The organism is Akkermansia muciniphila, from assembly GCF_018709685.1.
GTDB classification, from domain to species: domain Bacteria; phylum Verrucomicrobiota; class Verrucomicrobiia; order Verrucomicrobiales; family Akkermansiaceae; genus Akkermansia; species Akkermansia muciniphila_E.
In genome coordinates this window covers 63,641-86,661 of record NZ_JABDHQ010000009.1, presented here as the reverse complement: position 1 = coordinate 86,661, position 23,021 = coordinate 63,641, and the positions used below count along the sequence as shown (strand labels likewise).

General features: G+C 60.7%; 16 protein-coding genes and 1 riboswitch. Of the genes, 7 read left to right on the top strand and 9 right to left on the bottom strand.

Features of this window, described 5'->3' with window-relative positions; all coding sequences use genetic code 11:
- Position 1 precedes the first annotated feature (1 nt).
- Positions 2 to 985 (bottom strand): adenosylcobinamide-phosphate synthase CbiB, encoded by a 984-nt coding sequence (cbiB, locus tag HHJ06_RS07530; protein WP_215428734.1) that lies wholly within the window; start codon positions 983 to 985, stop codon positions 2 to 4.
- A 3-nt stretch (positions 986 to 988) separates the two neighbouring features.
- Positions 989 to 3,565 carry a cobyric acid synthase gene (locus tag HHJ06_RS07525; protein WP_215428733.1) on the bottom strand — a complete coding sequence of 859 codons (2,577 nt, stop codon included), beginning with the start codon at positions 3,563 to 3,565 and terminating at the stop codon, positions 989 to 991.
- Between the two features lie 343 nt (positions 3,566 to 3,908).
- Positions 3,909 to 4,047, top strand: a riboswitch (cobalamin riboswitch).
- 35 nt (positions 4,048 to 4,082) lie between these two features.
- Between HHJ06_RS07525 and HHJ06_RS07520 the strand changes: the two genes are divergently transcribed.
- The 3 genes from HHJ06_RS07520 to HHJ06_RS07510 all read left to right on the top strand — a co-directional run bounded on the left by HHJ06_RS07520 (position 4,083) and on the right by HHJ06_RS07510 (position 10,796).
- A complete protein-coding gene (locus HHJ06_RS07520; protein ID WP_215428732.1) occupies positions 4,083 to 6,089 on the top strand; it encodes a TonB-dependent receptor plug domain-containing protein in 2,007 nt (668 codons plus the stop codon).
- 158 nt (positions 6,090 to 6,247) lie between these two features.
- Positions 6,248 to 8,353 carry an extracellular solute-binding protein gene (locus HHJ06_RS07515; protein WP_215428731.1) on the top strand — a complete coding sequence of 702 codons (2,106 nt, stop codon included), beginning with the start codon at positions 6,248 to 6,250 and terminating at the stop codon, positions 8,351 to 8,353.
- A gap of 100 nt (positions 8,354 to 8,453) precedes the next feature.
- Complete coding sequence (locus HHJ06_RS07510) at positions 8,454 to 10,796, top strand: beta-galactosidase (protein ID WP_215428730.1); 2,343 nt, start codon at positions 8,454 to 8,456, stop codon at positions 10,794 to 10,796.
- 229 nt (positions 10,797 to 11,025) lie between these two features.
- On the opposite strand, the gene HHJ06_RS07505 is transcribed toward HHJ06_RS07510, so the two are convergent.
- The gene (locus HHJ06_RS07505) at positions 11,026 to 11,628 is read right to left on the bottom strand and encodes a porin family protein (protein WP_215428729.1); all 603 of its coding nucleotides are present in this window, start codon (positions 11,626 to 11,628) and stop codon (positions 11,026 to 11,028) included.
- A gap of 146 nt (positions 11,629 to 11,774) precedes the next feature.
- Between HHJ06_RS07505 and HHJ06_RS07500 the strand changes: the two genes are divergently transcribed.
- From HHJ06_RS07500 to HHJ06_RS11985, 4 genes are all read left to right on the top strand, one after another.
- The gene (locus tag HHJ06_RS07500; protein WP_215428728.1) at positions 11,775 to 13,103 is read left to right on the top strand and encodes an amidohydrolase family protein; all 1,329 of its coding nucleotides are present in this window, start codon (positions 11,775 to 11,777) and stop codon (positions 13,101 to 13,103) included.
- Between the two features lie 152 nt (positions 13,104 to 13,255).
- Complete coding sequence (gene lpdA / locus HHJ06_RS07495; RefSeq protein WP_215428727.1) at positions 13,256 to 14,644, top strand: dihydrolipoyl dehydrogenase; 1,389 nt, start codon at positions 13,256 to 13,258, stop codon at positions 14,642 to 14,644.
- Between the two features lie 63 nt (positions 14,645 to 14,707).
- On the top strand, positions 14,708 to 15,127 hold the full coding sequence (locus HHJ06_RS07490; RefSeq protein ID WP_215428726.1) for a nucleotidyltransferase substrate binding protein: 420 nt from the start codon (positions 14,708 to 14,710) through the stop codon (positions 15,125 to 15,127).
- Positions 15,073 to 15,288, top strand: a complete 216-nt coding sequence (locus HHJ06_RS11985) for a nucleotidyltransferase domain-containing protein (RefSeq protein ID WP_428994126.1) — start codon at positions 15,073 to 15,075, stop codon at positions 15,286 to 15,288. Before HHJ06_RS07490 ends, HHJ06_RS11985 begins: the two co-directional genes overlap by 55 nt.
- Positions 15,289 to 15,512: 224 nt before the next feature.
- On the opposite strand, the gene sucB is transcribed toward HHJ06_RS11985, so the two are convergent.
- From sucB to HHJ06_RS07455, 6 genes are all read right to left on the bottom strand, one after another.
- Positions 15,513 to 16,637 carry a dihydrolipoyllysine-residue succinyltransferase gene (gene sucB, locus HHJ06_RS07480; RefSeq protein ID WP_215428724.1) on the bottom strand — a complete coding sequence of 375 codons (1,125 nt, stop codon included), beginning with the start codon at positions 16,635 to 16,637 and terminating at the stop codon, positions 15,513 to 15,515.
- A 14-nt stretch (positions 16,638 to 16,651) separates the two neighbouring features.
- The gene (locus tag HHJ06_RS07475) at positions 16,652 to 19,417 is read right to left on the bottom strand and encodes a 2-oxoglutarate dehydrogenase E1 component (RefSeq protein ID WP_215428723.1); all 2,766 of its coding nucleotides are present in this window, start codon (positions 19,415 to 19,417) and stop codon (positions 16,652 to 16,654) included.
- 63 nt (positions 19,418 to 19,480) lie between these two features.
- On the bottom strand, positions 19,481 to 20,518 hold the full coding sequence (cydB, locus tag HHJ06_RS07470) for a cytochrome d ubiquinol oxidase subunit II (protein WP_215428722.1): 1,038 nt from the start codon (positions 20,516 to 20,518) through the stop codon (positions 19,481 to 19,483).
- A gap of 20 nt (positions 20,519 to 20,538) precedes the next feature.
- Complete coding sequence (locus HHJ06_RS07465) at positions 20,539 to 21,918, bottom strand: cytochrome ubiquinol oxidase subunit I (RefSeq protein WP_215428721.1); 1,380 nt, start codon at positions 21,916 to 21,918, stop codon at positions 20,539 to 20,541.
- A gap of 152 nt (positions 21,919 to 22,070) precedes the next feature.
- Positions 22,071 to 22,541: a L,D-transpeptidase gene (locus tag HHJ06_RS07460; protein ID WP_343206610.1), complete on the bottom strand. Its 471-nt coding sequence runs from the start codon at positions 22,539 to 22,541 to the stop codon at positions 22,071 to 22,073.
- Positions 22,542 to 22,565: 24 nt separating this feature from the next.
- Complete coding sequence (locus tag HHJ06_RS07455; RefSeq protein WP_215428720.1) at positions 22,566 to 23,021, bottom strand: low molecular weight protein arginine phosphatase; 456 nt, start codon at positions 23,019 to 23,021, stop codon at positions 22,566 to 22,568.

Here is a 23,021-nt window from a genome sequence, read left to right as displayed (position 1 = left end):
GTCAGAAGCGTGGGATGAAGAGAAGAAGGAGGGAGAAGACCAGTGTGCCCATCAAGGCAGTCATCCACATGAGCCGTATGGCCAGGGCCAGGTCACTGACGGTGGCTTCCGTCCGTCCGTCCCCTATCCAGGGGTAATCCGCGGGAATCCCCTTGTAGGAAACCGGGCCGCCGATGCGGAGGCCCAGCGCGCCCGCAAAGGCCGCTTCGCTCCAGGCGGAGTTTGGGCTGGCATGGGCGCGGCGGAAGGTCCAGCCCGTGGTGAGCGCCCTCCGGGCGGAGGCTCCTTTCACCAGCAGGGCCGCCAGGGAAATGCACGGCAGGATGAGGCGCGCGGGGATGAAGTTGAGCGCATCGTCCGTACGGGCGGCAAAAGTGCCGAAGTGTCTGTACCGGTCGTTTTTCTTTCCCCACATGGCATCCAGGATGTTGAAAACGCGGTGCGTGAGCGCGGCGAAGGCCGCTCCGGAGGCGCCCCCTGCCAGGAAGCCTGCTGTGGCCCAGAACAAGGTGGAGAAGACTCCGTCCGTCAGGTTTTCCGCCACGCTTTCAATGGCCGCCCTGGCGATGCCGTGACGGTCCAGCCGTTCCGTGTCCCGCCCCACGATCATGGAGACGGCGTGCCGCGCCGCGCCGTCGTTCCCGGCCCGCAGGGCGTTCGCCACCAGCCGCGCATGCTCCGCCAGGCCGCGCGGGGCCATGCAGATGTAAATGACCAGAACGGCGGGAATCCAGAGAATCCGCGGGGAAGGGAAGAAGGAAAAGGGAAGGAGGAAGGCCGCGCAGGCGCACCATGCGGCGGCGCAGGTTCCCAAAGCCGCCGCCATTCCCGCCGTGAACGTTCCTCCCCACAGCCGCCGCGCCAAGGGTTCCATATGGCGCGCGCACCAGCCGATCAGGCAGACGGGATGAAACCTGTTGGGCGGGTCTCCCGCCAGAATATCCAGCAGAAGGGCCGCAGGCAGGATGAACGGGCACGGGAGCATGGGTCAGCGTTTCAGTTGTAGAATACGGTAAATGGCGTTCAGGTCCAGATGCTCCCGGACCACGTCCGCCAGGCGGTCCAGCGCGCCGTCCAGGTCATAGGAGAAGTGCAGGGAGGGATTGGCGGGCAGTCCGGAATCCTCCCTGACCATGTTGATGAACGCGCGGCGGAACTCATCCCCGTCCAGCACGCCGTGCAGGTACGTGGCCCAGATACGGCCTTTGCCGTAGCCGCAGGGGGAGCCGTCCTCCCGGAACATGATGGGGGCGCAGCTTCCTTGATGACGGGTAACCCCGTGGTGGATTTCATAGCCAGCGGCGGGAGGGGCCAGCGGCGTGCGCGCGTTGCGCACGTTGAGCAGGGTCTTGGCGGCGGCAAAGGTGGTGGAAAGCTCCAGCAGCCCCAGTCCCGGCGTCCGTTCCTCTGCGGATTCCATGTGCAGCGGGTCCAGAATGTCCGTTCCCAGCATTTGCAGGCCGCCGCAGACACCCAGAATCCACTTTCCCTGTTCGGCGTGCCGGCGGATGGGCTCTTCCAGCCCGGCGGCGCGCAGCCCGGCCAGGTCCGCCGCCACGCTCTTGGTGCCGGGCAGGATGGCCAGGTCCGGATTTCCCCATTCCTCCCGTGTCCGCACCTGGCGCAGGCGCACGTCCGGCTCCGCCGCCAGCGGGGCGAAGTCCGTGAAGTTGGAGACGTGAGCAGGCATCACCACGGCCACGTCCAGGCAGTCCGCGTGCTTGGCATGCCCGTCCTGTTCAAAGGGCATCGAGGCCCGGTCCTCTTCCGGAATGTTGATGTTCCGTATCATCGGGATGACGCCCAGCACGGGCTTGCCCGTACGGTCCAGCATGTAGTTGTGCGCCGGGGAAAGCAGTTCCGGGTCTCCGCGGAATTTGTTGACCACGAAGCCCGCCAGCAGCTCTTTTTCCCAGGGAGCGAACGTCATCCACGTTCCCAAGAAGGAGGCGTACACGCCGCCCCGGTCAATGTCCCCGGTCAGCAGAACTTTGGCGCGCGCGTAACGGGCCATGTTCATGTTCACCACGTCTGCGGATTTCAGGTTGATTTCTCCGGGGCTGCCGGCCCCTTCCAGGCAGAGCACGTCGTACTCCTCCGCCAGGGAATCGTACGCCCTGCGCACGTCCGGCCAGAAGCGCCTTTTGGCCGTAAAATATTCCCGCGCCTCCATGTGTCCCACGGCGCGCCCCATCACGACCACCTGGGACCCGGTGTTGGAATGGGGTTTGAGCAGAATGGGGTTCATCCGGGCATCCGGGTCAATGCGGCAGGCCTGGGCCTGCACCATCTGGGCGCGGCCCATCTCCTCTCCCAGCGCGGTCACGCCGGAGTTGAGGGCCATGTTCTGCGCCTTGAACGGGGCCACGCGGTAGCCGTCCTGAAGAAAAATGCGGCACAGGGCCGCAGTGAGCACGCTTTTTCCCGCATCGGAGCAGGTGCCCTGAACCATCAGGGCCGGTTTGGGCAGTTTGCGGAGAATGGCGGGGCCATCCCCTTTCAGTTCGGCCCGCAGGGCCTTTTCCAGCAGGGCGTGCTCCTCCGGCGTGCGGACGCCGGAGCGGAACCAGCCGCCTGATTCCAGGCCCGGATAGTTGGAGCAGTCGCGCAGCGCGATGCCGTGGTTTTTCAGGAGCCGGGCGGCCAGGCCGGAAGGCGCCCCCGCCAGGCGGAAGAGCAGGAAATTGGCCCCGGACGGGAGCACGGCGGCGCCCGGGAGGGCGGAAAGCCTGCGGAACAGGTCTTCCCGGCGTTCCCGGTTCAGGGCGCGTTCCCCGTCCGCCCAGGAAGCCGGCTGTGCCAGCACGGCCCGCACAGCCGCCGCCGCAAAGACGTTCACGTTCCACGAGGGCAGGGACTGCCTCAGCCGTTCCGCCAGCGGAGCGGCGCAGACGGAAAAGCCGCACCGGACGCCAGCCATGCCGTAAAATTTGGTCAGGGAGCGCAGGACCACCAGATTGGGAAGCTCTGCCGCCTCACGGAGGAGCGATTCCGTTCCGTCCGCATAATCCATGAAGGATTCATCAATAATCCAGATGACTCCGGGGCGGGACTGCACAGCCCGGCGCAGGGCCGGAACGTCCAGCAGGCTGCCGGACGGATTGCAGGGATTCGCCAGGAAAACGGCGTTTCCGTCTTCGGCCTGTTCCGCCAGCCGGCAGGGAGAGGGCGTGAAGGAATCCCGTTCTTCCGTCCGCGGAGAAAGAATGTCCGTGCCGTGCCGCAGGCAGGCCAGCCTGTATTCGGAAAAAGCGGGTTCCGGAATGACGGCCCGTTTCAGCTCCAGCGCGCGCGGAAGGGCGTGAATCAGTTCGTTGGCTCCGTTTCCGAACGCGAAGCAGCCGGAAGGCACCCCGTAATGGTCCGCCGCCAGTTCCCGCAGCTCCGCCATGTCCGGAGAAGGGTAGGGTGCGGCCGCATCCATGGCCTTCCACAGGGAGGAGGTAATGAATTCCGGCATTCCCTCCGGCCTCAGGTTGACGCTGAAATCCAGAATCTCCCGTTCGGGCCGTCCGGCGGCCGCCGCCAGGGATGTTAAATCCCCTCCGTGTGAAAAACTGTTCATGCCGTAGTAATTGAGGCCGGCGTTCCGGGATGGCGCCTGTGCCGGGAAAAGGAAGGAAACGCCTTGAAGGAACGGTTTTTCCGGAAGCTGGAACCTCCGCTGAAAACGGCAATCCTTCCCCGTTGCGGGAAGGAAGGGTTAAGGCGCGTCATGGGCGCATCATGTCCTGTACGCGCCGGGGGTGACAAGACAAAAATGGAGGGCTCCGTTTGGAAAAACGGGATGGCGCGCGGCGGCTGAAAAGAAGAAACGCCCCCAAAGCCGCGGAATGTTCAAAGAAAATTCTTTTTGGCTTGTCATACCGGCCCCTTTGGTATTTCATCCGTCCCATGAACCCTTATGGTAAGGGTTACAGACCTCAGGGATGCCCGTAGCCGGGCAGGAAATAGATGGGGAATACCGGTGAGAATCCGGAGCGGTACCGCCACTGTAAGCGAGCCTGCCTCGCAAGCCAGAAGACCAGCCTGTGGGGTTGTCCAACTGTTCGGCGAGTTACCGAACGTAAGGCACCACAACCATGCTTTATACGAAAAAAGCCCTTCAGATGGGCGCTATTGCCGTTGGCCTTGCCGCATTCGCAGGCCAGTCCTCTCTTGCCGAGTCCGCTAAAAAGGAAGACTCCCCGCCCGCTACCAGGACGGAAACCATGCAGGTCATGCCGGAACTGACCATGGCGTCCCACTTTGTGGGCGTGCCGTACAACCGGTCCGGGGTATCCGTTTCCGTCATCAATCCGGAAGAATTCCAGAAGGCGGGCATTGAAACCCTGACGGGAGCCCTTTCCCAGACGCCCGGCGTCTTCACGCTGGACGGCGGCGGCACCTGGCAGCGCGGTTCCGTGAGCAACACCGTCATCCGCGGGATGAACAAGGAAACCTACACCCTGACCATGGTTGACGGCATGCGCATCAGTGATGTCAACATGTCCGGCAACAAGCTGCTGGGCATCACCAACCTCTTTACCGTGGGCAATGTGGAAGTGGTGAAGGGAGCGCAGGGCGCCGTCTTCGGTTCCGGCGCCATTGGCGGCGTTGTTGCCATGGATACTCCGGAAGGGGAAGGCGATCCCGTGACCAGGATTTTTGCGGAAGCCGGTTCTTTCCATTCCTTCAACAGCTATGCGACTTCCTCCGGCAAGATCAAGAAGCTTTCCTACTTTGTGGGCGTGGGGTTTGAATCCACGGAAAATGATCCTACCATTTATCCGGCCATTTATGACAACCGGAAAGGCATGAACGACTTCCGCCAGTGGCAGGAAGCCGTGCGCCTGGGTTATGACGTCAACGACAAGGTGAAGGTGGGCTTTACCTACCGCCGCCTGGATTCCTACTTTGAATACCCCACGCCCTATGTGGACTACGACCAGTGGCCCGCCGTGACGGATCCCCACCTGTACAACACGGAAGACAAGAACCGCAGCAACCTGGTAACGGGGCGCGTGGATGCGGAAATCACCAAGTTGTGGTCCACCAGTTTCATGGTAGGGCATTACAACATGGACTATTCCACGCACACGCCGGGCTTCGATTTCCAACCCAACGTGATGCGCAACCGCCGCTTCCAGACGGAATGGCGCAATGCCCTGACATGGAACAAGAAGTGGCAGACAGTCGCCGGCATGGCCTGGGACCGTTCCGACTACATGAGCGAAAACAATTACGTGGCCAAGGATGAATGGCAGAGCACGCTTGCCTTCTTTGCGGAACAGATGTGGGCGCCCACGGACAACTTTGACGCTAGCGTGGCCTTGCGCCTGGAACATGATTCCGTCTGGAACAACCACTTCACGTGGCGTTACTCCAATTCCTGGAAGGTGACGGGCAAGGACTCCCCCACCCGCATTTTCGGTTCCGTGGGTTCCGGCTTCCGCGCTCCCACCTACTTTGAACAGTACGCCGCCAATTACGGCTACGTGGGCAATCCGGACCTGGACGTATCCAAATCCCTGGGCGGAGACCTGGGCGTGGAACAGCGCCTGGCGGACAACCATTACGCTTCCGTAACCGGGTTCTGGACCCGCATCAACGATGAAATCGGCACCAAGAGCGTAGGCACCTGGCCTGATTCCTACACGACTTACGACAACTTCTCCCATGCCACTTCCTACGGCGTGGAAGTAGCGTTCAAGGGGCAGTTCAAGGATGCGTGGAACAGCGGCTATTATGCCAACTACACCTTCACGATGCCCAAGCGGGATTCCATCGGCAACTATGAAACCGTCCAGATGGCCAATACCGCCCGCCACACCATCAACGCGGAGGTTTACACCTCTCCGGTTGAAAAACTGACGGTCGGCTTCGGCGTAACGTCCGCCATGGGACGCACGGACTACAACTATGCCCGGCTGGACAACTTCTTTACGGCGCGTTTGTTCGCCAGATACCAGGTAACGGACAATGTAGCCCTCCATGTGCGGGTGGAAAACCTGTTTGACCAGAATTTCATCATCACGAATGACTATAACTTCGGCCCCCGCCAGGCCCGGGGACTGGGCGTCTTCGGCGGCGTGACGGTCGAATTCTAATTGCTTTTCAGGACTAATTGTTGATTGCACCCCCATCTTCCGTCTTGCGGGCTGTTTCAGGCGAAGGGAACAGCCACGGGCGGAAGATGGGCTTTTTGTTTTCCGGAGGTTCCGGAATCGGTTAACATGCGGCGGTAATCTGAGCTGTGTTGCGCTGGGTGTCCATACTGGGGGCGTTGGTCCTCGCCGTCTTTCTGGGGGGAGTCCTTTACTTCTCCCAGCGGGAGGCGGACGTTTGGCATGGAGCCTCCGCGCAGGCGGACGGCAGGGGAATGCCCGCCGTATTTGACGGATTCGTAGAACGTTGGAACAGGTCCGTGGAGCGGGAACTGCTTCGGGAACTGGCAGGCGGCGAACGGAAGAAAAGCCTGCTGTCCGTCTCCCGCGGGGCAGGGGACGGGCGGCGACTGGCGGAACAGGAGCGTTCCGTGGAACGCATCAGGAAAAGGCTGGAATTGAAAGACCATATCCGCCTGCTTCCGCTGGAAGACGTTCCGGCGGGATTGGAATGGCAGACCGGCATGGAGGAGCCGGACGTGGGCGATCCCCGCGCGGTAAAAGGGGGGCAGGTCCGGCTGTGGATCAATACGCCGTTTCCCGGAACCCTGCGGGCGTTCGGGCCGGGAAGCGAAAACTTTTTCAACTACTCCGCCATTGACAACGTGTGGCTTCCCCTCGTGGGGCTGCATCCGGAAACCTTCCGGCCCATTCCGGGGCTGGCGGACCGCTGGGCCGTATCCGCGGACGGGAAAACCGTTTTTTACCATCTGGACCCGGAAGCCACATACTCGGACGGCCGTCCCGTGAAGGCGCAGGACTTCCTGCTGAATATCTGCCTCCGCACGTCCGGCTTTGCTCGGGACCCGTTCTGGACAACCCTGTTCCGCTCCACGTACGACCAGATTACGGTGTACGGGGATTCCGTCATTGCCCTGGCGCTGCCGTCCCCCGGGCCGCTGCTGCCCTACATGGCCTGTGTGGATTTCCATCCGGCCCATCCCGGTTTTTACCATGATTTCAACTCCCTGTTTCTGGAGCGCTACCAGTGGAAGGCGCCGCCGAATACGGGGGGCTACGTGGTGGTTCCCGGAAAAATCCGGATAGGCGAGCGCATCACCCTGGCCCGCGTAAAGAACTGGTGGGCGAAGAACAGGAAATACTACCGCTATTCCTGCAATGCGGACCAGGTGGAGCATGTATTTGTAAACCTGGAAAACAAGGCGGTTGAAATGTTCCGCCGCGGGGAGCTGGACATGATGAACGTCCGCAAGCCGGAAGTATGGGAAACCAGGCTGGAACTGCCGGAGGTACACCAGGGCTACATAGACAAATACAGCCTGGAAGCCGGCTATGCCTGCCCTCCGTACGGCCTGTACCTGAATTGCTCGGACAAGCTGTTGAAAAATCCGGACATCCGCCGCGGGCTGGCGCATTCCGTGAATATGGGCATGGTGATTGACACCCTGTTCCGCGGGAATATGAGAAGGCTGGGGTCCTATATGGAGGGGTACGGCGATCTGACGCTCCCGCTGAAAGCGCCGGAATACGGCAAGAAAAAAGCCATGGAATACTTTGCCCGCGCCGGCTACCGGACAATGGGGGAAGACGGTGTTTTGAAAAATGAACGGGGGGAACGGCTGGTGGTGGAGCTGACCTTCGCGGACTCCTCCACCCTGATGACCAACGTTTGTTCCATCCTCCGGCAGGAGGCCCTGAAATGCGGGGTGGACCTGCGCCTGGATCCCCTGACCTATAATGTCTGTTCCCGGAAGGTATTTGAAAAACGGTACCAGGCCGCCCTGTGGGCGTGGCCGCTCCAGACGCCGTTTCCCCGGCTGCATGAAACCTTTGCTTCCGAACTGGCGTACGATGCCCGCGGCAACCCCGTAGGCAACACGAACAATATCTTTGCCGTGGCGGACGCCGAACTGGATGCGGCCCTGGACGCGGAGCGGAATGCCCCGGATGACGCTGCCTTGAAGAAAGCCCTTCACCGCGCCCAAAAGCGTATCCATGAACTCTGCGTCTGGATTCCCGGCTGGCGGGAGCCCTACACATACGTCGCCTGCTGGCGCTGGATACGCTGGCCGGAATCCCCCACGCGGTTTTGTTCCCCCAGGATTTACAATCCGCTGGAATCCCACCTGTACTGGGTGGATGAAAAAATGAAGAGGGAAACGCAGGAGGCCCGGCGCCGCGGCGTTCCGTTTGAAGAAAGGCATCAGGTGATACGCCTTGAAAGACCGGATGATGCCGCCCCGTAATAAAACCAGTTCTCCGGCCTCTTTTTAAATTGAAAGGAGGCGGTTTTTTCATCATAATTCCCTTCATTATTCCCTAAAACCGTATATTGACTCCATCATCATGAAAATATCACTTTTTTCCGCCCTGTTTCTGGCCGGCCACCTGTGTATGGCCGCTCCCATGCCCCTGCCGGAATCCAATGACGGCGCCAAGCATGTCTTTGCCACCAACCAGGAAAACTTCCTGATGGACGGAAAACCCGTTAAAATCATCTCCGGGGAAATGCACTACCCGCGCGTGCCGCGCGAACACTGGCAGGACAGGTTCCAGCGCATGAAGGCCATGGGCATGAACACCGTCTGCACCTATCTGTTCTGGAACGTGCATGAACCGGAACCGGGCAAGTGGGACTTTTCCGGCAATCTGGACTTTGTGGAATTCATCAAGGAGGCGCAGAAAGCTGGCCTGTGGGTCATCGTGCGCCCTGGTCCCTATGTGTGCGCGGAATGGGAATTCGGCGGATTCCCCGGCTGGCTGCTGAAAGATGAAGACCTGAAGGTCCGTTCCCAGGACCCCCGCTTCCTGGAACCGGCCATGGCTTATCTCAAGAAAGTCTGCTCCATGCTGGAACCGCTGCAAATCACCAAGGGCGGCCCCATCATCATGGCCCAGGTGGAAAATGAATACGGCTCCTACGGCTCCGACAAGGACTACGTGAAAAAACACCTGGAAGTCATCCAGAAGGAGCTTCCGGGCGTGGTGCCCTTTACCTCGGACGGCCCGAACGACTGGATGATCAACAACGGCACGCTGCCCGGCATCGTTCCCGCCATGAACTTCGGCGGCGGAGCCAAGGGCGCCTTTGCCAACCTGGAAAAGCACAAGGGCAAGACGCCCCGCATCAACGGCGAATTCTGGGTGGGCTGGTTTGACCACTGGGGCAAGCCCAAGAACGGCGGCAGTACGGAAGGCTTCAACCGCGACCTGAAGTGGATGCTGGAAAACAACGTCTCCCCCAACCTCTTCATGGCGCACGGCGGCACCTCCTTCGGCTTCATGAACGGGGCCAACTGGGAAGGGGCCTACACGCCGGACGTGACCAATTACGACTACGGCGCCCCCATCTCTGAAAACGGCACCCTGACGGACCGCTACCGCGTCTTCCGCCAGACCATTCAGGACTATTACGGTGATACGTACAAGCTCCCGGAACCGCCTGCCCAGCCGGAAATGATGGAGCTGCCGCCCATCACGTTTACGGAGAAGGCCGGGATGTTCAACCGCCTGCCGCAGCCCGTCATCCGCAAGGAGCCCGTGCACATGGAAGCCCTGGGGCAGAGCCTGGGCTTCATCCTGTACCGGACCAAGGTGAACGGCCCGGTGAAGGGTGAGCTGAAGATGAACAACATGCAGGACCGCGCCATCGTTTACGTGGACGGCAAGAGGCAGGGGGCGGCCGACCGCCGCTACAAGCAGGACGCCTGCGACGTGGTCATTCCCGCCGGCCTCCACACGGTGGACATCTTTGTGGAAAACATGGGCCGCATCAACTTCGGCGGACAAATCCAGGGGGAACGCAAGGGCATCCGCGGCCCCATCACGCTGGACGGGAAGAAGCTGGAAAACTTCCTCATCTACAACCTCCCGTGCAAGGGGGTGGAACTGCTGTCCTTCTCCGGCAAGAAGCCGGGCGGCGACCAGCCCGTGTTCCACCGGGGGTATTTCAACGTCTCCAACCCCAAGGATACCTACCTGGACATGCGGGACGGCTGGAAAAAGGGCGTCGTGTGGGTGAACGGCCACAATCTGGGCCGCTTCTGGTTCATCGGCTCCCAGCAGGCCCTTTACTGCCCCGGCGAATACCTCAAACCCGGGAAAAATGAAATCGTGGTGCTGGACGTGGACGGCGGTTCCGGCACGGTGAAAGGCGTGAAGGAAGCCATTTACGGAGTCAACAAGGACCCCGCCATGGCGGACGTCTTCCGCGTGGGCAAGCCCGTGGCTCCTGCCGCCAGCCAGCTCGTGCACAAGGGAACCTTCGCCAAGGGGGCGGACCAGCAGGAAATCAAATTCCGCGCTCCCATCCAGGCGCGCTACATCGCCCTCGTCAGCAAAAACGCCCATGACAACGGCCCCCATGCCGCCATTGCGGAACTGAACTTCCTGGATGCCTCCGGCAACCTGCTTCCCCGCGAACAGTGGTCCGTGGTTTATGCGGACTCCCATGAGACGGCGGGTGAAGCCGCCCAGGCGGGCCTGGTGATGGACAACCAGCCCACCACCTACTGGCACACCAAGTGGCAGGGGGACAACCCCGCGCACCCGCACATGATCGTGCTGGACCTGGGCAAGGTGCAGAAGCTCTCCGGCTTCCGCTACCTGCCGCGCCAGAACCGGGAAAACGGCCGCATTAAAGACTATGAAGTCTATGCCTCGCCCAAGCCGTTCAAGCCTGCCAAATAAGGATTCTCTGAAATCCTGACCTTTCCGGGGCCGCTCCCTCCCAAAGGATGGAGCGGCCTTCTTGCGTCCGGAGAGCCGCATGCCCTGCGGCAACCAAAATCTTTAAAACACGGAGCCCCGCCGTCCGCATGGGAATTCAGTTGCCGCACGGGCTGCGGTGTTCCCGGCAAAAAAAGGCGGCTCCGCGGTGAACGGAGCCGCCGTGAGGCAGTGATGAACTCAATGATTGTTAGAAGTTCCAGGAGAAGCCCAGCTTGATGGTGTGGTAGCCGGGATCATTGTAGCCCTGAATCTGGTAGTATTCGTAGCCGATCAGGAAGTCCGCGCTGTTGGAAATGCTGAACTTGAAGCCGGCCTGGGCCGCCCAGGAAAACTTGGTGGTGGAAATGGTGTGGGAGCGGCTCCCGTCTTCCAGGCCGTGGATGGTGGTCTTAATGTCTCCGTACGTGGCGCCCGCCTTGCCGCCCAGATAAAACATCGTGTAATCGCCGATGGGGAGGTTCAGCGTATAGCCGGCCATCATCGGAACGTAGGTGGAGCGGACGCTGGCGGTATAGGGGCCGCTGATGCCCAGGTCATGCACGCTGGGATGGTGGGAGCCTGCCAGAATGCCGCCGTTCAGGGAAATCTGATGAACAATGCTGCCGGTTTCAATATAATTGAAAATGCTCAGATTGCCGCCGGCCACGTTGGGCATGGCATCCTTGGTGGCGATGCCGTAAGCTCCTTCCAGGGACATGCCGAATTGGCCGTCGTATTTGTCGGCGTGGTAGGCATTGGCGGCAGACACGGAGGCCGCAAGGGCCAGACCTAACAGTATAGTCTTGTTCATATGGAATAAATGGTGAATTTAACGGTCCCTCATTCTTGGCAGTTTTCCGTTTTGAAGTCAAACATGAAATGCCCTGATTGCGGTAAATCCTCTTGTACCGGGAGATGAAGTTGCCAGAACGGACCCGGTGGAGTACATTCAGCGGCATGGAACAACAAGCGTGTGATTTGCTGGTGACCGCTTCCCGTATGCTGACAGGCGCGGAACAGGCCGCGGCTGAGGGGAGTGCGGCCGTTGCCGTCCGGGACGGGAAAATTCTGGAAACGGGAAGCGCCGCGGAGCTGGAAGCCAGATGGACGCCCGCCGCCCGCAGGGACCTGGGAAACGCCCTGCTGATGCCGGGGCTGGTCAATGCCCATACGCACGTTCCGATGACCTTTTTGCGCGGCTTTGCGGATGACCTGCCGCTGATGGAGTGGCTGACCGGGCATATTTTCCCGGTGGAAGCCCGCCTGACGGATAGAATTGTCTCCCTGGGGGCGCGGCTGGGCATGTATGAAATGATGCGGACGGGAACGACGGCTTTTGTGGACTCCTACCTGCTGGAAACCAACGTGCTTCAGGAGGCGGAGCGCATGGGGATGCGCTGTGTGGGCGGGGAGGCTCTTTTTGCGTTTCCTTCCCCGGCATACGGCGGCTGGGATGCGGCGGAAGCCCTGTACCGGGAGCAGGCGGCGCGCTTTGCGGGCCGTGGCCGGGTGCAGGTGGCCCTGATGCCGCACAGCGTGTACACCACCAGTGACGACGTGCTGAAGCGTTCCATGAAGCTGGCGGAGGAACTGGATTTGATGCTGCACATCCACCTGTCCGAATCCGCCGGAGAAGTGGAGCAGTGCCGCTCCCTGCACGGGGACAGGCGCCCGGTGGGCTATGCCCGGGACATGGGGCTGCTGAATGAACGCACCGTGCTGGCCCACATGGTGGACGTGACGGACGGGGAACTGGAACTGGTAGCCGCTTCCGGAGCGGCGATCACCCACAACCCGGTCAGCAATTTGAAACTGGCTTCCGGCTTCGCCCGCGTGCGGGACATGCTGCGGGCCGGCATCTCCGTCTCCCTGGGGACGGACGGGGCATGCAGCAATAACAGCCTGGACATGTTTGAAACGATGAAGCTGGCCGCCATCCTTGCCAAGGGATATAGCGGGGACGCCACGGCGGTGCCCGCCATGCAGGCGCTGAAGATGGCTACGGCGGAGGGCGCCCGCATCTTCCGGACGCCGGGGCTGGGAACGCTGGTTCCGGGAGCCCCCGCGGACATGATTGCCCTGGACCTGGATGAACCGAACCTCTGCCCGATCTTCAACGAAGCGTCCCATGCCGTTTATGCCGCTTCCGGCAAGGACTGCGTGTTCACCATGGTGGACGGGAAAATCCTGTACGACCACGGAACCTATGCGGACGGCCTGTACGCGGACACTGCCGCGGAAATGCGCGACCTGGTGGAGTGGGTGAAGGGAAGCAATGATAGTTAAGAGTTAATAGTGATTAGCTAATAGTTGTTGTGCTGTTGCCCGTTAATAGTTAACTATTACCTATTAACTGTTCTCTGGGGGCGTTCCCCTGAGCCGGCCCATGTTCATATTCCTTCTTTACCCGCAAGGGGGGAAGCCTTTATAGTATCTTCATGCAATATGATCTCATCGTCATTGGTGGAGGCCCCGCCGGATATGTGGGCGCCATCCGCGCCGCCCAGCTGGGAAAATCCGTGGTGTGCGTGGAACGCGACCGGGTGGGGGGAACCTGCCTGAACTGGGGCTGCATCCCTACCAAGGCGCTTCTGAAAAACGCGGAGGCCTACCTGACCGTGACGAGCCGGGCGAAGGAATTCGGCATGACGGTGGAAGGCGTCAGCGTGGACTGGAGCGAAGTGATCGGCCGTTCCCGCAAGGTCAGCGACCGCCTGGCCGGAGGCGTGGGTTTCCTGTTTAAGAAAAACAAGATCGACTCCGTTGCGGGGGAAGCCTCCATCATCGCTCCCGGCAAGGTGGAAGTGAAAGCCGCCGATGGAACGGCGAGCGTCCTGGAAGGGAAGAACATCCTGATCAGCACCGGCTGCGTTACCCGCACGGTGCCCAGCCTGCCCCTGAACGGCACCACCATCATCGGCTCCAGGGAAGCCATGGTGCTGGAAAAGCGGCCTGAAAGCATGATCATCATCGGTTCCGGCGCCATCGGCACGGAATTCGCCTACATTTACAACTCTTTCGGCACCAAGGTGACGCTCATTGAAGCGCTCCCGCGCATGCTTCCCAATGAAGACGACGACTCCTGCCAGACGCTGGAACGCGCGTTCAAGAAGCAGGGCATCAAGGTCATGACGGGAGCCTCCGTGGAATCGGTCACGGAAACCTGCGACGGAAAGGTCAAGGCCAACGTGAAAAACAGCAAGGGGCAGGAAGAGGAAATCACGGCGGACGTCTGCCTGGTGGCCATCGGCGTGAAGCCGGTCGTTCCCGCCGCTCCCGGCCTGGAGCTGACGGAAAAGGGATTCATCAAGGTAAACGACCGCTACGCCACGTCCATTCCCGGCGTTTACGCGGCGGGCGACGTAATTGGCGGCGTGCTGCTGGCGCATACGGCCACCTTTGAAGCCGTGCAGGCCGTGGAAGGCATGTTCAATCCGGACTACCAGCCCAGGCAGGTCGGCTTCTTCCCCAGTTGCACGTACTGTTATCCGCAGGTGGCTTCCGTAGGCAAGACGGAACGCGCCCTCAAGGAAGCGGGCGTGGAATACAAGGTGGGCAAGTTCCCCTTCCAGGCCATCGGCAAGGCCGTGGCCGCCGGAGAGACGGACGGCTTCGTGAAAACCCTGTACGGCGCCAAAAACGGCGAACTGCTGGGCGCCCACATCGTGGGGCCGGAAGCCACGGAACTGATCGCCACGCTGGGCGTCGGCATCCAGGCGGAACTGACGGATGAGGACATCCACGCCACCATCTTCGCCCATCCCACGCTGTCTGAGGCCATCCATGAATCCATGCTGGCTTCCGAGGGAATAGCCATCCACATGTAAACGGCTTTCAAGGGAAGAGCCCCGGAACGGGGCTCTTTTCTCCATTCCTGTGCCGTTAAAAAGATGAACGATAACCTGCGCTGGAAACAAAGGCTTCAAAACCTGAATAAGGCTTTTTCCCGGTTGCGCCATGCTTGCGCGTTGCCGGAATACAATGAACTGGAAATGGCCGGACTGGTGCAGACTTATGAATTTACGTTTGAGCTGTGCTGGAAAACGCTGAAGGATAAGCTGGTTTATGACGGCTACAGCGTCAACAGCCCCCGCGAAGCCATCAGGCAGGCGTTCGGCGCAGGCTTGATAGGTCATATTGATTGTTGGCTTCAGGCGTTGGAAAGCCGCAGCTTGTTTGTGCATACTTATGATGATTCCATCGCGGAAGAGGCGGTTTCCCTGATTAAGCAGCAGTTCTTTCCCATGCTGGCCCAATGTGTGGAAAATCTGAACATAACGGCGGAGAAAGGGAACTGGGCGATGGCCTGACGGCCAGGGTGCGCTCAGGCATCCGGGAAGTTCTTTCACAGGCTCCGCAGGTTAGGAAAGCCGTTTTATTCGGTTCCCGCGCCCTGGGAACGTGGAAGCCCGCGTCTGACATTGATCTTGCCCTGTGGAAGGTGAAGAACTGGATTTATCCGTCCTTTTGACTCTCCAGGCGCGTCTCACGGAGTTGAACCTGCCTGTGGAGGTGGACTTGATTATCCGTAACAGAATCACTAATCCTGATTTGGAGCGTCATATCCATGCTTATGGCAAGGAGTGGTTCTCCCGTTCCATGGAATGAAGGGATGTTGATTCCGAAGAGCCTCTGTAAAACAGGAAAGACATTCAGCCTTTCCTCTTTAGTATTCAGTCTTTTTCTCTCCGGTCCTCACAGCTCGAACACCGGATTCTCCACGGCGTTTTTCACCGCAATGAGGAATTGCACGGCCTGCTTGCCGTCCACCAGGCGGTGGTCGTAGGAAAGGGCCAGGTACATCATGGGCCGGGCGACGATTTGCCCATCCCGGACAACGGGGCGTTCCTGAATGGCGTGCATGCCCAGAATGCCGCTCTGCGGCGGGTTCAGGATGGGAGTGGAGAGCAGGGAACCGTACGTGCCCCCGTTGGAGATGGTGAAGCAGCCTCCTTGCAGGTCCTGCATGGACAGGTTTCCCTGGCGCACTTTTTCCGCCAGGGCGGCGAGCTCCAGTTCCAGCTCCGGAAGCGTTTTCCGGTCGCAGTCCCGCAGCACGGGGACCACGAGGCCCTTGTCCGTGCCGATGGCCACGGAAATATCGTAGTACAGGTTTTCCACGATGTCCGTGCCGTCAATTCTGGCATTGACCTGGGGGACTTCCTGGAGGGCCTTGACCACAGCCTTGATGAAGAAGCTCATGAAGCCCAGCTTGGTTCCGTACCGTTCCCGGTAGTTTGCGTTGAATTGCTTGCGCAGCTCCATCACGGCGGACATGTCGCACTCGTTGAAGGTGGTAAGGATGGCCGCCTGATGCTGGGCTTCCACCAGCCGGGCCGCGATGGTGCGGCGCAGCGGGCTCATGGGTTTCCTGATGAAACGCGGGGAAGCCTTCTTTTCAGCTCCCCTGTTCTCCCCGGCGGGAGCCTGTTCCGGGGCGGAGGATTCCTTTTCCGGCTTTTGTTCCGGGGATTCAGTTGCGGGGGCGGGCTTCTGGGGAACGGTTTTCTCCCGTGCTTCCGGCCCGGCGGTTTTCTCCGGTTCCGGCGGTGCGGGGGCTTCTTTCTCCGGTTCGGCAGGGGCCGCGGCTGTTGGAGAGATGCGGCCCAGAGCCGCCCCGATGGGCGCTTCCGCACCTTCCGGGACCAGGATTTCCAGCACGCCGCTTTCGTCCGCTTCCAGGTCCGTGGAAACCTTGTCCGTTTCCAGCGTCACCAGGGTGTCGCCTTTGGCTACCGGGTCGCCGGCATTCTTGTGCCACGCGGCCACGGTGGCGGTGGTGATGGATTCTCCGAAGTTGGGGATCAGGATGTCGCTCATGGGATAAGGATGGTTCAGGATTGCGCCCGCGGCCCGAAGGCGGTGGCGATGAGTCTTTTTTGCGCGGCGGCATGCAGGGCCTTGGCTCCCTCCGCGGGACAGGCCATGGGCGGGCGGCCTGCATAGCGGAAGGAGGTGGCGAAGAGCCGCCCCAGCCTGTTCCGCAGGTGGCCCCAGGCTCCCATGTTGGAAGGTTCTTCCTGGCACCAGACGAAGTCGCGCACCTTCTGGTAGGGGGCCAGCAGGTAGGTAAGCTGTTCCTGGGCCAGCGGGTAGATTTGTTCCAGCCGGATGATGACGGTATCTGAAATGTTCCGCTCCTTCCGGTAGGCGGCCAGGTCATAATAAACTTTCCCGGTGCAGAAAATGGCGCGCGTCACCTGATCCGGCGCGGGAGCGTCCGGGTCCGGAAGCACTTCATGGAAGCGGGACGGCGCCAGGAATTCCCGGTGGGGGGAGACGGCCTCCGCACGGGAGAGCAGGCTTTTGGGCGTGAAGACGACCAGCGGCTTGTGCACGTTCTGGTGCACCTGGCGGCGCAGGGCATGGAAATACTGCGCCGGGGTGGTGGGGTTGATGACCTGCATGTTGTCATCCGCACAGAGCTGGAGATACCGCTCCATCCGGGCGCTGGAATGTTCTGAGCCCGCCCCCTCATAGCCGTGGGGAAGCAGCAGCACGATGCGGTTCTTCTGGTGCCATTTGGCCTCCGCGGCTGCAATGAACTGGTCCACGATGACCTGCGCCCCGTTGGCGAAGTCCCCGAACTGGGCTTCCCACATCACCAGCGCGTCCGGGCTGTCCAGCGCGTAGCCGTATTCAAAGCCCAGGACGGAGGCTTCCGACAGGGAGGAGTTGTAAATGCGGAATGTGGTGGTGCCGTGGTTCAGTTTTTCCAGGGGCGTGTACAGGGAGCCGTCGTTAAAGTCGTGCAGGACGGCGTGCCTGTGGGAGAAGGTACCGCGCTGGCAGTCCTGGCCGGACAGGCGGATAGGGTGGTCTTCCGTAAGCAGGCTGCCCCAGGCCAGGGCTTCCGCCATGCCCCAGTCCAGCAGGCCGCCTTCGCGGAAGGCCTCCCGGCGGCGTGAGAGGAAGCGTTTTTCCAGCGTGGGATGCGGCGTGAAGCCGTCCGGCAGTTCCGTCAGGATGTTTCCGACGTTTTGGAACAGTTCGGGGCTGATTCCCGTGCGCACGCTGGTGCGCGGGATGGGCGTTTCATCCGCATCCTGCGAGGTGGCGGGAAGGATGTAGTCCGCCGGGTTTTCCTTCATCTGCTGCAAGGCCTGTTCCATCCCGTTCCAGATGTGTTCCCGGATGTCATGCTCCTGCTGTTCCGTCAGTTCTCCGCGCTCCCTGAGTTCCTTTCCGTACAGGGCGGCGGCGGTGGGGCGCGCTTCAATCCGTTTGGTCTGCATGGGCGCGGTAAAGGCGGCCTGGTCCGTTTCATTGTGTCCCAGGCGGCGGTAGCAGTACATGTCCAGAATGATGTCCCGCCCGAACTGCTGGCGGAACTGGAGGGCGAATTCCGCCGCCCAGATCAGGTCCTCCGGGCTTTCCCCGTTGATATGGAGGATGGGGGACTGGAGCATCTGCGCCACGTCCGTGGCGTAGCGGGAAGAGCGGGCCTCGTCCGGGCCGGTCGTGAAGCCGATCTGGTTATTGATGATGAGGTGCACGGTGCCCCCCGTCCGGTAGCCTTTCAGCAGGGAGAGGTTCAGCACTTCCGCGACGAGCCCCTGTCCCGCAAAAGCGGCGTCTCCATGCAGGACCAGCGGCAGCACATGCTTGCGCTCCGTGTCTTCCAGATTGTGCTGCATGGCTCTGGCCCGGCCTTCCACCACGGGATAGACGGCTTCCAGGTGGCTGGGATTGGAGGAGAGGCGCACGTGGAGTTCCCGCCCGTCCACGTGGCGCCTGGTGGCGTAGCCCAGGTGGTACTTTACGTCGCTCCTGCCGATGGGTGATTCCGGCAGGTAGTCCGGCGTGAATTCGTGAAAGATGGTTTTCAGCGGCTTGTGGAGGATGTTGGCCAGCACGTTCAGCCTCCCGCGGTGGGCCATGCCCATTTCAATGTGGGAGACGCCGGCGGCGGGGCACCGCTTGACGAGCGCGTCCAGCAGGACGATGGCGCCTTCCCCTCCTTCCAGGGAGAAGCGTTTTTCCCCGATGAAACGCTTCCCAAGGAATTCCTCAAACAGTTCCGCCTTGCAGAGGTGGAAGAAGGCGTCCCGCCTGACTTCCGGACCGTAATCCACGCCGTTCGCCCGGAGCTTGATCTTTTCTTCAATCCAGGAGCGGATTTCCAGATTGTCGATGTGGTGGTATTCAAACCCGATGGCTCCGCAGTAGGTCTTTTGCAGGTGGCTGATGATTTCACGCAGGGTGAAGGTCCGGCCGTCCATGAACGTGCCGATGTTGGCGGGCTGGTCCATGTCCTCCTCCCGGAATCCCATTTCCTCCAGGTTGACGGGGGTGCATGCCTTGTCCGGGGAGGCCAGGGGGTTGAAGTGGGAGCACTGGTGCCCCATGACCCGGTACGCGCGGATGAGCTGGTTGACGCGCCCGCGGCATTCCGCGCTTTCCGGCGGCACGGTGTAGGGGGAGGCGTCCGTGCCGCTTCCTGCGCCTCCGTGTTCCTGCGGAGCGCCGCCACTGCCCAGTTCATACCCCTCAAACCAGGCTGCCCACAGGGGATCTACGGACAGGGGATCATTCTTCCATGCTTCATGGAGCGCCGTGATTTCTTCAGGCGCGAGTCTGGAAAAGATGGAGGCGTTCATGCAGAAGGGCGGGATTTAAAACTGTTATCTGTTCACTGGCCGCTATTCTCTGCCCGCAGGGCATTAATAGCTGTGTTCGTTAAGCTGGACCTTCCCGCGGAAGACCCAGTAAATGGCGGCGGAGTAGGCCAGCACGAGCGGTACGCCCAGGATGGCGATGTACGTCATCACCACCAGGCTTTCCCGCGTGGAGGAGCCGTTGACGAGCGTCAGGGAGTTCTCCGGATTGGGCATGGAGTACAGCAGGTTGGGGAACATGGCTGCCCCGAAGAGGGCCATCATGCAGCCCATCGTGGAGCAGGAGGCGATGAAGGCCCAGCCCGGACGGTTCCTGTGGATGAAGATCCAGATGGCCGTGATTGAAATGACCGCCAGGGCCGCGATACCGTAAATCCAGGGGGAGCGTTCCAGGGCCGCCGCTACGTGCGGCACGTACAGCAGGGTGGCCGCTCCGTGAAGAATGATCAGAATCGTGAAGATGATGATCCAGGGCTTGAGCAGTTTTTTAATCTGACCCTGAAGATTCCCCTGCGTTTTCATCAGCAGGAAAATGCCGCCGTGCATGGCGAACAGGGCCACCGTCGTCAGTCCCAGGAGAACGGCATAGGGGTTCAGCAGGCTGAGGAAGGTTCCCGTAAAATTGCCCTGGTCGTCCAGCGGGATGCCCTTGGTCACGTTCCCCATGGCTACGCCGATGAGGAGTGCGGCCAGGAGGCTGCTGATGGAGAAGGTGGTGTCCCACCCCCTGCGCCACCACCTCATGGGCTGCTTGCTCCGGAATTCAATGGAGACGGCCCGGAAGATCAGGGTCAGCAGCAGAAGCATGAAGGCCAGGTAAAACCCGGAGAAAACGGAGGCGTACACGTACGGGAAGGCGGCGAAGAGGGCGCCCCCGCCCGTGATGAGCCAGACTTCATTGCCGTCCCATACGGGGCCGACGGCGTTCAGCGTGAGCCTTCTGTTTTCATCTCCCTTGATGAAAAGCTGAAGGGTTCCTGTTCCCAGGTCAAAGCCGTCCAGGATGGCGTAGCCGGAAAAGAGCACGCCGACGAGGATGAACCAGATGATTTGCAGGTCTGTGAGAGTGAGATTGTCCAACATGGTTTTAACGGGGTGGGGGATTAGTCTTTAATGAAGGGAACCTGGAGCTTGCCTTCCCCGGTTCCGTCGTCTTCTTCCGCTTCCTGGTCCGGGCCCTTGTGGATTTTATGGGTGATCTGATAGAGGAAGAGGGCCAGCAGCAGGGTGTAAATCACGCCGAACATGCCGAGGGAGGAAAGGGCTTCCGCCGGAGTAAGGGTGGGGGAGACGGCATGTTCCGTCCTCAGGATGCCGTACACAATCCACGGCTGGCGGCCCATTTCAGCCACGGCCCAGCCCACCTGGTTGGCGATCTGGGGCCCCAGCACGGAGAAGACGAAGCACCAGAGAAGCCAGCGCTTCTGGAAAAGCCAGCCCTTTTTCCAGCCCCATATCCCCACCAGGAACAGCGCAGCCAGCGCGCAGCCGATCAGGATCATGATGTGGAAGGAGTAAAAGACGGGCAGGATGGGCGGACGTTCGTCCTGCGGAATGTCGTTCATGCCCGTAATGGGCGTATCCAGGTCGTGATGGGTCAGGAAGGTCAGCAGGTACGGGATGGAGATGCCCGTGACTTCATGGGTGGACGGGTTCATCCAGCCGACGAGGTGGAGGGGCAGGGGAGCGCCCGTTTCCATCACGCCTTCCATGGCGGCGAATTTGGCGGGCTGGTGGATGGCGACTTCCCTACCGCTGGAGTCTCCCGTGATGCCCATGCCCACCACGCCGATGAGGCCGATGACCAGGGCCACCTTGAAGCTCTTTTCAGCCCCTCCGGTAAAGCGTTTTTTCAGGATGTACCAGGCGGAAACACTGAGGACGAGCGTGGCCCCCGCCAGCCAGCATCCGGCCAGCGCGTGCGTCAGGCGGTCCACGGTGGAGGGGTTGAAGACCACGTCATAGAAGCTGGTGATGTGGGCCTGGATTTTTCCGTTCACCTCCACCAGCTTATACCCGGCGGGAGTCTGCATCCAGGAATTGGCCACGATGATCCAGATGGCGCTGAAATGGGCGCCCAGGGCGACCATGCAGGAGGAGAAGAAGTGCATTTTGGGCCCCACCTTGTCCCAGCCGAAGAGCAGGATGGCCAGGAAGCCGGATTCCAGGAAGAAGGCGAAAATGCCTTCCGCCGCGAGGGGGCTGCCGAAAATATCGCCCACGCAGCGGGAATAATCCGCCCAGTTGGTGCCGAACTGGAATTCCATCACAATGCCGGAGGCGACGCCCAAGGCGAAGATGATGCCGAAAATCTTGGTCCAGAACTTGGCCTGCTTGTGGTAAAGCTCGTTCTTCGTTTTCAGCCAGAGGCCTTCCAAAGCTACCAGAACCACCCCCAGGCCGATGGTCATCGGCGGAAAGATGTAGTGGAACATGATGGTGAGAGCGAATTGAATACGGGATAATAAGACCGGATCGTCCATGATTGATTGGGGATGAGTGGTTTTTAATGGAACAAGATGCCGGCAGCCAAATTCCGGTACCTTCATGATTTATACATCCCAAACGCTCCTTTGTTCAATTATTTTCCGTTTTGCCCAATAACTTTTTTAGATTATCTCTAAAAAAGAATGGTTTAGAGCAGGATGAACACGGCGGTTCCCTCTTCCACTAGGCCAAAAAGGGCCAGCATGTCCGCGGGGGAAAGGCGGATGCAGCCGTGGGATTCCGGCGTTCCCAGGAGTTCCGGATGGTTGGTGCCGTGGATGTAGATGTAGCGTTCCCGCGTATTGGCGTTTTCCGGCTCCAGGCCGTCCAGCCACAGGATGCGCGACAGGATGAGGTCCGAATGTTCGTCCAGGCCCTCCGGAATGGCGCCGGGGTAGCGGCCGGCCGGAAGGCGTGAGAGGAAAATGGTATCCTCCGGTTCCCCGTCTCCTATTTTCCGGCAGATCCGGAAACGGCCCGTGGGCGTTTTTCCGGTGCCCTCTTCAAACCCCGTTCCCGCTTTTCCGCTGGAAACGGGGCACCGGAACAGCACTTTTCCGGATGCTTCCAGCGCCAGCTCCTGCCGGGACAGGTCAATGCGTATGGAAGGGGCGGACACGGCGGAAAAAAGGGGAAAGGATGGTCAGGCTTCCTGCTCCATCCGGGCAATGATGGCCTGGATGGCGGCTGTCAACTGCCGCGCCACGCTGTTGTAGGCGGCCTGTCCGCAGCCGATCGGGTCTGCGATGCTGCGGTTGTCCGTATAGCAGGTGACCAGCCTGATTTTATCCGCATGCTCGGGAAAATTGGCAAGCAGCGCGGCCAGGTGGCTCTCCGTCATGGCATAAACGGCTGTGGCGTTCTCCATCAGTTCATGTGTGACGGGGCGGCTTTCATGGCAGGACAGGTTGACGCCGTGCGCCTCCAGCACGTGGAGCGTTTCCGGGCTGGCCTCCTGCCCGTGCCATGCGGAGGTTCCTGCGGAACCGGCCTTCCATTCCGGGTGGCCGGCGGAGAGCTTGCGGAAAAGGCCTTCCGCCATGGGGCTGCGGCACGTGTTGCCGGTGCAGATGAAAAGGATGTGTTTGCGCTGTGTCAT

Excerpts from the sequence above, each read along its gene's own strand:
- HHJ06_RS07475 (WP_215428723.1), bottom strand. The coding sequence starts at position 19,417 with ATGAACGCCTCCATCTTTTCCAGACTCGCGCCTGAAGAAATCACGGCG.
- HHJ06_RS07505 (WP_215428729.1), bottom strand. The coding sequence starts at position 11,628 with ATGAACAAGACTATACTGTTAGGTCTGGCCCTTGCGGCCTCCGTGTCT.
- cydB (WP_215428722.1), bottom strand. The coding sequence starts at position 20,518 with ATGTTGGACAATCTCACTCTCACAGACCTGCAAATCATCTGGTTCATC.
- HHJ06_RS07465 (WP_215428721.1), bottom strand. The coding sequence starts at position 21,918 with ATGGACGATCCGGTCTTATTATCCCGTATTCAATTCGCTCTCACCATC.
- HHJ06_RS11985 (WP_428994126.1), top strand. The coding sequence starts at position 15,073 with ATGTGTGGAAAATCTGAACATAACGGCGGAGAAAGGGAACTGGGCGAT.
- sucB (WP_215428724.1), bottom strand. The coding sequence starts at position 16,637 with ATGAGCGACATCCTGATCCCCAACTTCGGAGAATCCATCACCACCGCC.
- cbiB (WP_215428734.1), bottom strand. The coding sequence starts at position 985 with ATGCTCCCGTGCCCGTTCATCCTGCCTGCGGCCCTTCTGCTGGATATT.
- HHJ06_RS07455 (WP_215428720.1), bottom strand. The coding sequence starts at position 23,021 with ATGACACAGCGCAAACACATCCTTTTCATCTGCACCGGCAACACGTGC.
- HHJ06_RS07525 (WP_215428733.1), bottom strand. The coding sequence starts at position 3,565 with ATGAACAGTTTTTCACACGGAGGGGATTTAACATCCCTGGCGGCGGCC.
- HHJ06_RS07500 (WP_215428728.1), top strand. The coding sequence starts at position 11,775 with ATGGAACAACAAGCGTGTGATTTGCTGGTGACCGCTTCCCGTATGCTG.
- HHJ06_RS07510 (WP_215428730.1), top strand. The coding sequence starts at position 8,454 with ATGAAAATATCACTTTTTTCCGCCCTGTTTCTGGCCGGCCACCTGTGT.
- HHJ06_RS07520 (WP_215428732.1), top strand. The coding sequence starts at position 4,083 with ATGCTTTATACGAAAAAAGCCCTTCAGATGGGCGCTATTGCCGTTGGC.
- HHJ06_RS07490 (WP_215428726.1), top strand. The coding sequence starts at position 14,708 with ATGAACGATAACCTGCGCTGGAAACAAAGGCTTCAAAACCTGAATAAG.
- lpdA (WP_215428727.1), top strand. The coding sequence starts at position 13,256 with ATGCAATATGATCTCATCGTCATTGGTGGAGGCCCCGCCGGATATGTG.